Origin of the sequence: Actinomadura sp. NTSP31 (assembly GCF_041951385.1) — a bacterium.
GTDB lineage: Bacteria > Actinomycetota > Actinomycetes > Streptosporangiales > Streptosporangiaceae > Spirillospora > Spirillospora napierensis.
In genome coordinates this window covers 248,187-261,951 of record NZ_JBGNUT010000005.1, presented here as the reverse complement: position 1 = coordinate 261,951, position 13,765 = coordinate 248,187, and the positions used below count along the sequence as shown (strand labels likewise).

Sequence of the window (13,765 nt, the reverse complement as noted above, 5' to 3'; positions counted from 1 at the left end):
GATCCGGGGGCTCGGTGTCAGCGCGTCAGTAGCTGGGCTGGCTCGGGTCGATCTGGTTCACCCAGGCCAGGACGCCGCCGCCGACGTGCACGGCGTCGCCGAAGCCGGCGTTCTTCACCACGGCGAGGGCCTCGGCCGAGCGGACGCCCGACTTGCAGTGCAGGACGATCTTCCGGTCCTGCGGGAGGCGCTCCAGCGCCGAGCCGTTCAGGAACTCGCCCTTCGGGATCAGCGTCGCGCCCGGGATCGAGACGATCTCGTACTCGTTGGGCTCGCGGACGTCGACCAGGAAGATGTCCTCGCCGCGGTCCTGCATGCCCTTAAGGTCCTGGACGGTGATCGTGGAGTCCTTGACGGCCTCGGAGGCCTCCTCGGAGACCGCGCCGCAGAAGGCCTCGTAGTCCTCCAGCAGCTCGGTCTGCGTCGGGTTCTTGCCGCACAGCGGGCACTCGGGGTCCTTGCGGACCTTGACCGACCGGTAGGTCATCTCCAGCGCGTCGTAGATCATCAGGCGGCCGACCAGCGGCTCGCCGATGCCGGTCAGCAGCTTGATGGCCTCGTTCACCTGGATGGACCCGATCGACGCGCACAGCACGCCGAGGACGCCGCCCTCGGCGCACGACGGCACCATGCCGGGCGGCGGCGGCTCGGGGTAGAGGCAGCGGTAGCAGGGGCCGTGCTCGGCCCAGAACACCGACGCCTGCCCGTCGAACCGGTAGATGGAGCCCCACACGTACGGCTTGCCGAGCAGCACCGCCGCGTCGTTCACCATGTACCGGGTCGCGAAGTTGTCGGTCCCGTCGACGATCAGGTCGTACTGGCCGAAGATGTCCATGATGTTGTCGCGGTCGAGCGCGGTGTCGTGCACCACCACGTCGATCAGCGGGTTGATCTCACGGACGGTCTCGGCGGCCGACTCGACCTTCGGCCTGCCGAGCGACGACTGCCGGTGGATGATCTGGCGCTGCAGGTTGGACTCGTCCACGACGTCGAAGTCGATGACGCCGAGGGTGCCGACGCCGGCGGCGGCGAGGTAGAGCAGCGCGGGGGAGCCGAGACCGCCCGCGCCGACGACCAGGACCTTGGCGTTCTTGAGGCGCTTCTGCCCGGACATCCCCACGTCGGGGATGATGAGGTGCCGCGAGTAGCGGTTGACCTCGTCGCGGGTGAGCTCCGCTGCGGGCTCGACCAGAGGTGGCAACGACACGGTGGGTGCTCCTGTGCTGACGCTCGGCTGTTACGGGGGCGGGACGTCGTCGTCCCCTCACGGCACAACCTTGCCATGTCCGCGGTCATTCCCCGAAGGGCGGTGCCCCGGGCGGCATGGATGCATGGATCGGAACAGAGCGGGCAGGGCCTTCTGCAGTACGGACCTCGTACGGAAGAAGGAGCCATGGGCATCCTCGACAAGCTCAAGAACAAGACGCAGAAGGCCAAGGGCCGAGGCAAGGAGGAGGCCGGATACCGCTCCGGCGACCCCTACCTGGAGGCCGAGGGCCGCAAGGACCAGGCCGCCGGCGGCGCCAAGCAGGTCGGCGAGCAGGTCAAGGACGCGGCGAAGGAGGCCCGCCGGACGATGGAGCGGTGACCCCGCCGCACGGCGCGCGGTGACCCGCGCCACGGCGGTGCCGCGAGCGCGCCATGAGCGAGAGGGGCCCCTCCCCGGAGGGGCCCTTTCCCCTGTCCGGGGGCGGGGACGTCCGGGTTAGGACGGTCCCCTCACCCCGATGTAAGGGCGGAATGTCATGAACCAGAGTTAATCTTGGCTGTTGTGGCATTCCTGCCCCCCTCCCAGCAACCGCCCCCGCCGGGCCCGCGCTTCCAGCCCGGCCCCCAGGCTCCCCCCGGTCCCCGGCCGGGCGCGCCCCCCGGCCGCCCGCCCGGACCGGCCCCCGGCATGCCCGCCGGGCCGTACGGCCCGATGGCGCCGCCGGGTGCCCCGGGTGCCCCGGGTGCTCCAGGTGCTCCAGGTGTGCCCGGTGCGCCCTCGGTCACCGTTCTGGGGCTGCGCGCCCGCCAGTGGCTCGTCGTCGCCATCGTCCTCGGCTGCGTCTACCTCGCCACCGGCACGATCGCGATCGGCGGCGCCTGGGCGGAGCTGCACCGCGACCCCACCAACGCCGAGGTGGAGCGGGCCGCGAACGCGGAGGTCGCCCGGCGCTGGCAGGCCTGGCCCGCCGAACGGATCTTCCCCACCAAGATCGCCTACAGCACGCGGGACGCGGGCGGCGAGTACGCCACCCGGACCGGCATCGTCCCCGACACCGGCTGCGCCACCGGCGTCGACCGGGAGGTCGCGGCGACGCTGGGCAAGCACGGCTGCAAGGCCGTCCTGCGCGCCACCTACACCGACCAGCTCCAGGGCATCGTCGTCACCGTCGGCGTCGTCGCGTTCGCCGACCCCTGGGCCGCCGACCGCGCCTTCAAGGAGCTGCCCGGCTCGCAGGGCCCGGACGGCAGCGGCTCGGTCGGTCCCGCGCTGCGCGCCGCCCCGTTCCCCGGCACCGCGTCCGCCCGGTTCACCGACGCCGCCCGCCAGGACCGGACGTCCGACCGCGGCGGCCCCTACGTCGTGCTGACCACCTCCGGCGAGGCGGACGGCCGCCCGGCCGCCGCCGTCACGAAGGAGCGGCCCGGCAAGCCGTTCTCGATCGCGGCGCAGATCGGGCACACGGTCGCCCGGAGCCTCGCCGCCAAGGCCCTGCCGGACTGCCACGAGCGCGGGTGGAAATGCTGACCGGAACACGGACGGGCCGCCCGGCGGCGTCCCGGCGGCGGCGCGCCGCCGCGTCGGGGCTGCTGGCCGCGGCGCTCGCCGGCGCCTGGATCCCGCTGGTCCCCTCGCCCGCTCGCGCCGACGACGTCCGGGCCCGGCAGCGGGGCGTCCTGAACGAGCTGGGCATGGACGCCGCCTGGAAGATCACCAAGGGCCGGAACGTCACCGTCGCCGTGGTCGACTCCGGCGTCGACCCGCAGCAGAAGGACATCGCCGGGTCGGTCACCGTCGGCCCCAACCTGCTCGCCGCGATCGACGGCGGCAGCAAGCCCGCCCACCTGCACGGCACCGGCATGGCGTCGCTGATCGCCGGGCACGGCCACGGGCCGGGCGGCGGCGACGGGGTCATCGGCCTGGCGCCGGAGGCGCACATCCTCGCGATCCGCGTCATCGGCGAGAAGGAGGACCCGAGCTTCGCCCGCTACCGGGGCTCGCGCGAGGCCGAGGACGCCGTCGCGAAGGGCATCCGGTACGCCGCCGACCACGGCGCCGACGTCATCAACCTCTCGCTCGGCAAGGACGACGAGATCTCCGCCGAGCGCGAGGCGATCGGCTACGCCATCGGCAAGGGCGTCGTGGTGGTGTCCGCGGTCGGCAACGACGGCGACGACGAGCGGCTCATCGACGGCAACGGGTTCGCGCCGTATTCCTATCCGGCGTCCTACCCGGGCGTCATCGCCGTCGCGGCGACGCAGCCGTCGCACGCCCGCGCGCCGTTCTCCAACCGGAACCTGTCGGTGGTGGTGTCCGCGCCCGGCGCCGGCCTGCCCGTCGCCGGGCCCGGCGGCGAGTACTTCCTGTCCGACGGCACCAGCGACGCCAGCGCCCTGGTCTCGGGGATCGCCGCGCTGATCCGCGCCCGGCACCCGAAGATGGCGCCCGCGCTGGTCTCCCAGGCCCTCGTCGAGGGGACCCGCTTCGGCCCGCAGGCCGGCTACGACCCCGACGTCGGCTTCGGCGAGGTGAACGCGCCGCGCGCGCTCACCGCCGCCGACTCGCTCGCCCGCGGCCGTCCCGCGTCGGCGGCCGGCAAGCCCGGCGCCAAGCGGTTCGGCGAGGCCGACCCCGGCCCCGTCACGATCATCGACCGCCCGGCCTGGGTCACCCCCACGGTCGCCGGGATCATCCTGCTCGGCGTCGCCGGCGTCGTCGGGTCGACCGTCATCGCGGTCGCGTTCCACCGCCGCCATCCGCGGTTCCTGCCGGCCGGCTCCGTGCCCGCTCCGGCGGGCCCGCCCGGCGGCGGATTCGCGCCTCCGGCCAGGCCGTCGTACGCGCAGTACGGGGGTGTTCCGGCCGGCGCGCCCAACCGCCCGGTGTACGGGGCGCCCGCGCCGCAGGCGCCCGGCGGCGGGTACGGCCGTCCGGGGTTCGGGCCGCCCGGGTCCGCACCTCCCTCCGCGCCGGCCGGCCCCTCCGCCGACACGCCCCGGCAACCTGGTCAGGGAGCCCCGGCCTTCGCGCCGCCGGACCGGCAGGGCCAGGGGACCTCGGCTTTCGCGCCGCCGGACGCGCCCGCCGGCGGCCGGCCGCCGGTCGCGGCGCCGGACGGCCCCGCGCCGCCGGACCCTGCGGCGCGCCCCTCGTTCGGGGCGCCGGAGGAACCGTCCGGCGAATCCTGATCTGACCGGCCGGTCATCGGGCGCCGCCGGGGGCGCGTCCGTTACGCTCCGCTCGTGGCGCGCGCGGAGACCCCTGGCCCGGACACCGAACCGGGCGCGGCCCGGGGCGAGCGCCCCGGCGCGGTCCCGGACGGCCCGGCCGGCCCGTCCCGCCACCGGCGCCGGCCGCCCCGCGCCACGGCGCCCCTGCTGATCGCCTCGGGATGCGCGGCGGTGCTCGCCGTCGCGGCCGTCCGGCTGGCCGGCGAGGTGACGCGCGCGCCGACGCCCGCCGAGCGCTCCGCCGCGGTCGCCACCGAGATCGGCCGGCGCTACCGGGCCTGGCCCGCCGGGCGGATCTTCCCCGCCGGGCTCCGCTACACCCTCGACGAGGGGTCCGCCGAGACGGCCCGGCGCGTCGGCATCGGCACCGACACCCGCTGCGGCACCGCCGTCGACCCAGGGCTGACCGCGTCGCTGACCGCGCGCGGCTGCCAGGCGGTGCTCCGCGCCACCTACCTCGACCAGGCGCAGGGACTCGCCGTCACGATCGGGGTCGCGGCGTTCCCCGACACCGCGTCCGCGCACGGCGCCGTCGCGTGGTTCCCGCCGCGCGCGCCCGCGCCGGGACTGCGGGCCCTGCCGTTCGCCGGGACGGTCGCGGCGCGGTTCGGCGACGCGGCCCGGCAGGCGTCCGCCGCCGCGCAGCGCGGCCCGTACGTCGTCGCCGCCACCGTCGGGTACGCCGACGGGCGGCCCACGCTGCGCGCCGCGCGGCGGCTCCCCGAGCTCGCCGAACTGGCGCCGCGGCTCGTCGACGCCGTGCTGCGCCCCCTCACCGCGCCCGCCGCGATCCGCTGCGGCACCCGGGAATGGTCGTGCTGAGAAGGCTGGCCGCGGCGCTGGCCGCGGCGGTCCTGGCCGTCCCGCCGCTCGTCCCCGGCACCGCCCGCGCCGACGAGGTCCGGGACGCGGCCATGCGGGTGCTGGAGTCGCTGGACGTCCCGCGGGCCTGGGCGTTGTCGCGGGGCGCCGGCGCGACCGTGGCCGTCCTGGACTCCGGTGTCGACGCCGCGCAGGCCGACCTCGCCGGCTCGGTCACGACCGGCCCCGACTACACCGCGGGCGCGTCGCCGCCCGGCGTCCCGCCGAAAAGGCTGCACGGCACGAACATGGCGTCCGTCATCGCCGGCCACGGGCACGGCCCCGGCGGCGGCCTCGGCATGGTCGGGGTTGCGCCGCAGGCCCGGCTGCTGGCGTTGCGGGTGATCCTGGAACGGGACGAACCGGGCTTCGCGGCGTTCACCGGGAACCGCCGGTACGCCGGGACGATCGCGCAGGGCGTCCGGTACGCCGTTGACCACGGCGCCGACGTGATCAACCTGTCGCTCGGCCGCGCGTACCCGACCGAGCGGGAGCGGGCCGCCGTCGCCTACGCGGTCGCCCGGAACGTCGTGGTGGTCGCGGCGGCCGGCAACGGCGACGCCGACCGGACCGCCAAGCGCGGCGGCCACACCGAGTACACGTATCCCGCGTCGTTCCCCGGTGTCATCTCCGTCGCCGCCGTGGACGCGCAGGGCCGGCACGCGAACTTCTCCAACCGTAATTCGGCCGTCGTCGTGTCGGCGCCGGGCGTCCAGATCATCGGCGCGGGCCCCGGCGACCGGTACTGGATCGGCGACGGCACCAGCCCCGCGACCGCGTTCGTGTCGGGTGTCGCGGCGCTCGTCCGGGCCCGCCACCCCGGCCTCGCGCCCGCGCTGGTCACGCAGGCGATCGTGGCGAGCGCCCGGCACCGCCCGGCCGGCGGCTACGACCTCGGCGCCGGGTTCGGGCGGGTCGACGCGCTGGCCGCGCTCACCGCGTCCGACGCGCTCGCGGGCACCCGGATGGACGGCGCGGGCCTGCCCCCGGACCGCCGGTTCGCGACCGGCGGCGCCCGGCCCGTCGAGGTCGTGCACCGCTCGGGCGCGCTCGTCGTCGGCTGCGTCGCGATCGGCGCGCTGTCCCTGGCGGGTCTGGTCCTGGCCGGTTGGCGGTGGCGGGGCGGGGACTGGAGAATCGGCGCATGTGGTCGGAACCTGACGAGTACGCCGAGGCGGTCCTGGACACGGTGGACCGCATCCCGCCGGGCCGCGTCCTCGCCTACGGGGACATCGCCGAGATGGTGGGGCGGGGCGGGCCGCGGCAGGTCGGACGGGTGATGTCGCTGTTCGGCGGCGGGGTGCCGTGGTGGCGGGTGATCCGCGCGGACGGGCGCCCGCCGGCCTGCAACGAGGTCGAGGCGCACGAGCACTACCGGGCCGAGGGCACCCCGCTGCGCCCGGACGGCCGGCGGGTCGACATGACCCGCGCCCGCTGGAACGGCCACTCCTGACCGCGCGGCGGGCCGGTCAGGAGACGCGGACCGCGTGCAGGCGGCGGGCCGCCAGCACGACCACCAGCAGGACGGCGGGGCTGAGCGCCGCCGCCAGCACGGGCGCGTGGGCCATCAGCGCGCCGGCGACGGCCGCGCCGGCGGCGAGGCCGAGGATGACGCAGGTCCGCAGCCCCGCGGCGGCGGTCTGCCCGACGGCGAGGCCGCCCATGACCGAGGTGAGGGTCCCGGTGACGAACGTGGTGGTGATGCCGTCGGCGGCCATGCTGCGGGCCGCCGCCGTCTGCGCGCCCATCGCGGTGGACGACAGGGCGATCAGCGCGAGCAGCCCCGCGCCTCGCGGTTCCGCATCGGCGAGCGCCCAGCCGGCGAAGAACACCGTCTGCAGGGCGAGGACGACGCACAGGACGGCGGTCACGCGCGGCGGCCACACGTGCCCGGGGTCGGTGCGTCCGGCGACGCGGAACCCGGCCAGCAGGCCGAGCGCGAACGCCAGCGTGGCGATCCCGCAGCGGGCCAGGTCGACGCCGTGCGCCTCGCCGGCGGCGAGGCCGAACAGCACGATGTTGCCGGTCATGTTGGCGGTGAAGACCTTCTCCATGCCGAGGAAGCCGACGATGTCGGTCGTCCCGGCGCCGAAGGTCAGCAGCACCAGCAGCACCGCGCGCAGCCCGGCGGGGGACAGGTCGGACGAGGTGGTCACCATGCTCCTTGCCGAGGGGGTGGACGCCGGACGGGCCGGTCAGAAGATGATCAGGCCGGCGACGGTCGCGACCACCAGGCCCGCCACCACCGGCAGGAACGAGCGCCGGACGAGGTCCATGACCGGCACCCGGGCGAACCCGGCGACGGCCAGCAGCGACGACCAGGCGATCAGCACGCCGCCGCCCGACCACACGCAGCCCATCTGGCCGATCGCGGCGAGCAGCGCCGGGTCGACGCCGGAGGTCGGGCCGAGCGTGCCGGCGAGGGAGCCGGTGAGCGGCAGTCCCGCGAAGCCCGACCCGTCCAGCCCGGTGATCATGCCGATGAGCAGGACGCCGAAGCCCACGACGTAGCGGCTGTCGGGGATGGCGCCCTCCATGTGGGTGACGGACTCGAACAGGAAGCCGGGCGCCTTGGCGCCGTCGCCGAGGCTCATGATCTTGCCGGCGAAGTCGGCGTTGCCGATGAAGAAGAACCCGGCGATCGGGATGACGACCCCCATCGCGCGGACGGCGAAGACCAGGCCGTCCACGATGTGGTCGGCGCAGGCCTGCAGCGCGTTGCCGGCGTCGCGGGCGACGGCGGCGGCGAGCAGCAGCGCGACGGTGACGCCGCCGACCAGCGCCGCGGCGTCGCCGCCGACGACCTCCGGGACGGCGTCGGTGAACTTGCCGAGCATCATGTAGCCGACGAGCCCGACGAGCGCGAGCGGGATGATCGCCGCGAACGCCCTGGACCGCTTCGGGCAGTCGTCGCCGGGAAGGTCGCCGCCGTTCAGCGACTTCAGCGCGGCTGCGGCCATCGCGTCGCCCGGCTCGCCTCCGGACCGTCCGAGACCGCCGTTCCGCGTCCCGGAGGCGGGGCCGTCGCCGTTGCGCGGTGCGGGGACGGTCACCGAACCGGCACCTGCCCCCTGGCCGCTGCCAGGGCCGGGGCCCGCGTCGAGGACGGCGACGGAGCCGTCGCCCTCGGCGGCGGTGGCGGCGGCGGGCGCGGGCTGCAGGACGCGGCGGCGCAGCGGCAGGCCCGGGATGAGCGAGCGGCGCGCCACCGGGGCGGCGGCCTCCGTCTCGCCGGCCTCCCAGCGTTCGAGCAGCAGCGCGTCCGGCTCGCGGTACTGCGAGCGGGTCATCAGGTAGCCGAGGAACAGCGCCACGCCGCCGGTGATCAGCGACAGCACCATCGCCTTGTCGGCGACGGCGTCGGTGCCGACGTTCGCGGCCTTCGCCGACAGCCCGGGCGCGACCTGGATGACGTAGTCGCTGGACAGCGCCATGCCCTGCCCCGCGACGGCGATGGCCAGCGCGGCGGCGATGGGCGGCAGGCCGGCGGCGATCGCGGCGGGCAGCAGGATCGCGCCCATCAGCGGCACCGCCGGCGTCGGCCAGAAGAACAGGCTGATCGCGTAGGTGACGAACGCCAGCACCCAGAAGGCGGAGTGGCCCGACCGCATGACCAGCCGGAACGGCTCCACCATGCGGCGGTCGGCGCCGAGCGCGCGCAGCGCCCCGAGCAGCGCCGTGACGAGCGCGATGATGAGGAAGATGTTGAACAGCTCGGAGGCCGAGGTCAGGCTGGCATTGAAGATGGACTCCAGTCCCTTGACGAAGCTGCCGGTGAACGTCCAGGCGGTGAGGAACGTCGCCGCGATGGCGGGTATCACCACGTTCTTCCGGGCGATCATGACGGCGATGATGAGGACGATTCCGGACAGATAGACCCAGTGAGCGGCTCCCACGGGCGCGCCACCTCCCTGTCAGCGCCATCTGCGAGGCGATGGGCGCAACGGTTGCAGAGAATCTGGTCGATCCCTCCCCGGCGAGCAATGAGGAACGTGCACACGGCACGGCCAGTCATTTTGTGCATGATGTCGGACTCGTTGGCAAGCAATCAGGGGTGTCCGGTTCGCCTGTGCACAGTGCCCAAGGAAGGCTGCTGATCTTCGGCATTCGGTCCGTATCGGGGCTTATCGGGACGCGCCGAAACTGGGCGTCATGTCAGTACGGAACGCAACGCCGGCGGGCTTCGGGCACCCCGGCCGGGGCCCCGCCGCCGCCACCGGCGGCATGGTCGCCTCCAGCCATCCGGCGGTCAGCCAGGCCGGCGCGCGGGTCCTCGCCGAGGGCGGGAACGCGGTGGACGCGGCGCTCGCCATGGCCGCGCTGTCCTGGCTCGCGCTGCCCGGCCAGTGCGGCGTCGGCGGCGACGCGTTCGCGCTGCTGCGCCGCCCGGACGGGTCGGTCGCCGCGTTCAACGGCAGCGGCTTCGGCCCGGACGGCGGCGAGCCCGCCTTCTACCGCGACCGCGGCCTGACCGCCGTCCCCCTGGAGGGGGCCCTCGCGGTCGCCGCCCCCGGCGCGGTCGGCGCGCTCGCCGCCCTGCACGCCGACTCGGCGTCCCGCGGGCTGCCCGAGCTGTGGGCGCCCGCGATCGCCGCCGCCGAGGACGGCCTGCCCTGCACTCTCAAGACCCGCGCCGACATCGTCGAGCGGCGCGACGCCCTCGCCCGCGACGCCGGCACCGCCGGGACGTTCCTGCCGGGCGGGCGCGTCCCGTCCGCCGGTGAGCCGCTCCACCAGCGGGAACTCGCCGGGACCCTGCGCCGCCTCGCCGCCGACCCGGGCGACCTGTACGCGGGCGGGCTCGCCGAGCGATGCGTGGACGCGCTCGTCGCCGCCGGCGCCCCGTTCTCCGGCTACGAGTGGATGGCGAGCGGGCGTTCCGCCGCCGAGACGCCGCTGACCTGCACCTACCAGGGCGCGACCGTCCACCTCACGACGCCGCCGACGCCCGGCTGGATGGTCGCCCAGCAGGCCGGCCTGTGCGACGGCGTCCTCGCCGGGCTGCCGTGGCTGTCCGCCGGGGCCGTCCACCGGATGGCGTCCGCCGCCCGGCTCGCGTTCGCCGACCGGTTCGCCGGGTGCGGCGCCGACAGCGACCACTGGCGCGGCCTGCTCGCCGCCGACGCGATCGCCGCCGCCCGCGCCCGCCTCGACGGCGGCGAACTCCCGGCCACCGCGCCCTCGCCCGTCCCCGCCGGCGGCGACACCACGTCCATGGTCGCGGTCGACGCCGAGGGACGCGCCGTCAGCCTCATCCACTCGCTCGCCTTCACCTTCGGCGCCCGGATGACCGTCCCCGGCACCGGGATCGTGCTGAACAACCGGCTCGGGCGCGGCGCCTACCTCATCGACGGCCACCCCAACGAGGTCCGGCCGCGGCGGCGTCCGCTGCACACCTTGAACGCCTGGCTCGTCACCGACGCCGCCGGACGCCTGCTGCACGTCGGCAACACCCCCGGCGGCGACGGCCAGGTCCAGTGGAACACCCAGCTGCTCTCGCACCTGCTCGACCACGGCCACGACCCCGCGACGGCCGTCGCCGCGCCCCGCTTCACCGTCCACCCCGGCAGCGACGCCGACGTCATCGGACGGCCGCCGGAACTGCGCGTCGAGTCCCGGCTCGGCGCCGGCCGCGTCGAGGCGCTCCGCGCGTCCGGCCATGACGTCGTCGTCCAGGACGCCTGGGACGCCGGTGGCAGCGCCCAGATCATCTCCGTCGCCGGAGACGCCCTCCTCGGCGCCTCCGACCCCCGCCAGGACGGGGTGGCCCTCGGTGTCTGAAACAAGCTCGGTGTCTGAATCGCTTTCGCCGCCGCGCCCGCAGGGCGCCTACGTCACCGCCGTCGCCGAGCCGCTGCGCGCGGGCGACGTCCTGGTCGCCAGTGCCGGGATGACGCCGCGCGAGGACGGCCGGCTGGTCGTGACCGGCCTCGTCGGGCGGGACGTGGACGTCGCCGCGGCCCGCGCCGCCGCCGCGCTCGCCGCCCGCAACGCCGTCGCCGCCGTGACGGCCGGGGAGTCCGCCCGGATCCGGCGGTGGGTGCGGATGACCGTCTACGTGGCCTGCGCCGACGGGTTCACCGAGCTGTCCGCCGTCGCGGACGGCGCCTCGCGGGTCCTGGACGGCCTCGGGCTCGGGCGCCCCGCGCGCAGCGCGGTCGGCGTCCGGGCGCTGCCCGGCGGCGCCCCGGTGGAAGTCGAGCTGACCGCGATCGCCGCAACGAACGTGGAGGACGAGTGACCGTGCACGAGGGCCTGAACTTCATCGGCGGGGAATGGGTTCCCGCCTCCTCGGGAGTGACGTTCCGGCGCCACAATCCCGCCGATCTCGGTGACGTCGTCGGCGAATTCCCCGAATCGTCGGCCGCAGATGTGGAAAGGGCCGTGAAGGGCGCCGTCGAAGGCGCCGCGGAATGGGGGGCGACGGCCGCCGAGAAACGTGCCGACGTTCTCGAGGCGGCCGCGCGGTGGCTGGAGGACCGGGCGGGCGACCTGGTCGGCGAGCTCGTGCGCGAGGAGGGCAAGACCCGTGCCGAGGCCGCGATGGAGATCTCCCGGACGCCCCGCAACCTGCGCTTCTACGCCGCCGAAGCCCACCGGATCGCGGGGGAGAGCCACCCGTCCGCCGACGGCGGCCTCGTCTACACGCGGCGCGAGCCCGTCGGAGTGGTCGGCGCGATCACGCCGTGGAACTTCCCGCTGAACATCCCGTCCCGCAAGCTCGGGCCCGCGCTGGCGGCGGGCAACGCGGTGGTGTTCAAACCGTCGCCGGTGACGCCGCTGCTGGCGCAGCGGCTCGTCGAGGCGCTGCTCGCGGGCGGGCTGCCGGCGAAGGCGATCGCGCTGGTGCACGGCGGCGCGGAGGCCGGCGCGGCCGTCGCGGCGGACGAGCGGGTCGGCGCGGTGACGTTCACCGGCTCCACCCGCGCGGGACGCGCCGTCCACGCCGCCGTCGGGCCGTCGCGGCGCGCCCAGCTGGAGATGGGCGGCAAGAACCCCGTCGTCGTCATGGACGACGCCGACCTGGACCGGGCCGCGCAGATCATCGTCAAGGGCGCGTTCGGGCTGTCCGGCCAGGCGTGCACCGGCACCAGCCGGGTCATCGCGCACGACGCCGTCCACGACGAGCTGCTCGACCGGGTCGTGCGCGCCGCCGAGGCGCAGGTCGTCGGGAACGGCCTGGACGACGGCGTCCAGATGGGCCCGCTCGCCGCCGACTTCCAGCTGGAGAAGTTCCTCGACTACGTCCGGATCGGCGCGGACGAGGGAGCCGAGCTCGTCACCGGCGGGCGGCGCCTGCCCGGCGACGGCTACTTCGCCGCCCCCGCCGTCTTCGCCGGCCTCACCCCGGACATGCGGATCACCCGCGAGGAGATCTTCGGGCCGGTGCTGGGGTTCCAGCGGGCGTCCGGTCTGGACGAGGCGGTCGAGCTGGCGAACGGCACCGACTACGGGCTGTCCGCCGGGATCGTCACCCGCGACCTGGGCCGGGCGCTGGAGTTCGCCCGCCGCTCCGAGACCGGCCTGGTGAAGGTGAACCAGCCGACGTCCGGAATGGCGATGACCGTGCCGTTCGGCGGCCTCAAGGACTCCAGCACGCAGACCTACAAGGAGCAGGCCGGCCCCTCGATGATGCTCTTCTACCTGCGCGAGAAGAGCATCTATGTGACCCCCTGAATAACGAATCGCCGCACCACCGGAAGGAGCAAGGAAATGGCAGAGCTGCTGTCCAAGGAAGAGTTCCGCGCCGCGCTGGAGAACGCCATCAAGGGGCGCGAGGCGAAGAACGCCTCGTTCAGCCGGGCGTGGGCCGACGGTGAGCTGAAGCGCGAGCACTTCGCCCGCTGGGCGGAGAACCACTACCACTACGTCGGGCCGTTCGCCGACTACCTCGGCTACGTCTACGGCAACACGCCCGACGAGTTCACCGGCGCCAAGGACTTCACGCTCCAGAACATGTACGAGGAGGAACTCGCCGACATCCGGCACACCGACCTGCTGATCCGGTTCGCCGAGGCGTGCGGCACCACCCGGGAGCGGGTCGAGAATCCCGACAACATGAACGCCATCACCCGCGGCCTCCAGGCCTGGTGCTACGCGGTCGCGATGCGCGAGCACTTCGTGGTCGCCACCGCCGCCCTCGTGGTCGGCCTGGAGTCGCAGGTGCCGAGCATCTACAAGAAGCAGATCGTGCCGCTGCGCGAGGTGTACGGGTTCACCGAGGACGAGATCGAGTTCTTCGACCTGCACATCACCTCCGACGTGGTGCACGGCGAGCGCGGCTATCAGATCGTCCTGGACCACGCCGACACGCCCGCGCTCCAGCAGCGCTGCCTGAAGCTGTGCCGGTGGGGCGCGGAGATGCGCTTCTCCTACACGCAGGGCCTCTACGACACCTACGTCAAGCCCGACCTCGTCACCGCCTGATCCGAACCCGACCCGGCGGCGGGGGCCGGCGCCCCCG

13 protein-coding genes are annotated in these 13,765 nt (G+C 75.0%); 10 read left to right on the top strand and 3 right to left on the bottom strand.

Annotated elements, in window-relative coordinates:
• Nucleotides 1-25: 25 nt before the first annotated feature.
• Nucleotides 26-1,207, bottom strand: a complete 1,182-nt coding sequence (gene moeZ / locus ACA514_RS10865; RefSeq protein WP_375040926.1) for an adenylyltransferase/sulfurtransferase MoeZ — start codon at nucleotides 1,205-1,207, stop codon at nucleotides 26-28.
• 186 nt (nucleotides 1,208-1,393) lie between these two features.
• Here moeZ and ACA514_RS10860 point away from each other — a divergent pair, with 186 nt between their 5' ends.
• From ACA514_RS10860 to ACA514_RS10835, 6 genes are all read left to right on the top strand, one after another.
• Nucleotides 1,394-1,588, top strand: a complete 195-nt coding sequence (locus tag ACA514_RS10860; RefSeq protein ID WP_285916892.1) for a CsbD family protein — start codon at nucleotides 1,394-1,396, stop codon at nucleotides 1,586-1,588.
• A gap of 384 nt (nucleotides 1,589-1,972) precedes the next feature.
• Nucleotides 1,973-2,737, top strand: a complete 765-nt coding sequence (locus tag ACA514_RS10855; RefSeq protein WP_375040925.1) for a hypothetical protein — start codon at nucleotides 1,973-1,975, stop codon at nucleotides 2,735-2,737.
• Nucleotides 2,731-4,398 (top strand): S8 family serine peptidase, encoded by a 1,668-nt coding sequence (locus ACA514_RS10850; protein ID WP_375040924.1) that lies wholly within the window; start codon nucleotides 2,731-2,733, stop codon nucleotides 4,396-4,398. Before ACA514_RS10855 ends, ACA514_RS10850 begins: the two co-directional genes overlap by 7 nt.
• Before the next feature lie 54 nt (nucleotides 4,399-4,452).
• Nucleotides 4,453-5,262, top strand: a complete 810-nt coding sequence (locus tag ACA514_RS10845) for a hypothetical protein (protein ID WP_375040923.1) — start codon at nucleotides 4,453-4,455, stop codon at nucleotides 5,260-5,262.
• Nucleotides 5,250-6,581 (top strand): S8 family serine peptidase, encoded by a 1,332-nt coding sequence (locus ACA514_RS10840; RefSeq protein ID WP_375040922.1) that lies wholly within the window; start codon nucleotides 5,250-5,252, stop codon nucleotides 6,579-6,581. The genes ACA514_RS10845 and ACA514_RS10840 overlap by 13 nt, the downstream gene beginning before the upstream one ends.
• On the top strand, nucleotides 6,491-6,754 hold the full coding sequence (locus ACA514_RS10835) for an MGMT family protein (protein WP_344280655.1): 264 nt from the start codon (nucleotides 6,491-6,493) through the stop codon (nucleotides 6,752-6,754). Before ACA514_RS10840 ends, ACA514_RS10835 begins: the two co-directional genes overlap by 91 nt.
• A gap of 16 nt (nucleotides 6,755-6,770) precedes the next feature.
• On the opposite strand, the gene ACA514_RS10830 is transcribed toward ACA514_RS10835, so the two are convergent.
• Entirely contained in the window at nucleotides 6,771-7,457 is a 687-nt protein-coding gene (locus tag ACA514_RS10830) for a YoaK family protein (RefSeq protein ID WP_375040921.1), read from the bottom strand.
• Nucleotides 7,458-7,496: 39 nt separating this feature from the next.
• Nucleotides 7,497-9,197: a hypothetical protein gene (locus tag ACA514_RS10825; RefSeq protein WP_375040920.1), complete on the bottom strand. Its 1,701-nt coding sequence runs from the start codon at nucleotides 9,195-9,197 to the stop codon at nucleotides 7,497-7,499.
• A gap of 256 nt (nucleotides 9,198-9,453) precedes the next feature.
• Between ACA514_RS10825 and ACA514_RS10820 the strand changes: the two genes are divergently transcribed.
• The 4 genes from ACA514_RS10820 to ACA514_RS10805 are packed head-to-tail and all read left to right on the top strand — an operon-like array spanning nucleotide 9,454 to nucleotide 13,728.
• Nucleotides 9,454-11,082, top strand: coding sequence for a gamma-glutamyltransferase family protein (locus ACA514_RS10820; RefSeq protein ID WP_375040919.1), 1,629 nt, complete (start codon nucleotides 9,454-9,456; stop codon nucleotides 11,080-11,082).
• 10 nt (nucleotides 11,083-11,092) lie between these two features.
• Nucleotides 11,093-11,542, top strand: a complete 450-nt coding sequence (locus tag ACA514_RS10815; protein WP_375040918.1) for a RidA family protein — start codon at nucleotides 11,093-11,095, stop codon at nucleotides 11,540-11,542.
• Complete coding sequence (locus tag ACA514_RS10810) at nucleotides 11,539-12,978, top strand: aldehyde dehydrogenase family protein (protein ID WP_375040917.1); 1,440 nt, start codon at nucleotides 11,539-11,541, stop codon at nucleotides 12,976-12,978. The genes ACA514_RS10815 and ACA514_RS10810 overlap by 4 nt, the downstream gene beginning before the upstream one ends.
• A 36-nt stretch (nucleotides 12,979-13,014) precedes the next feature.
• Nucleotides 13,015-13,728: a TenA family transcriptional regulator gene (locus tag ACA514_RS10805; RefSeq protein WP_375040916.1), complete on the top strand. Its 714-nt coding sequence runs from the start codon at nucleotides 13,015-13,017 to the stop codon at nucleotides 13,726-13,728.
• Nucleotides 13,729-13,765: the final 37 nt, after the last annotated feature.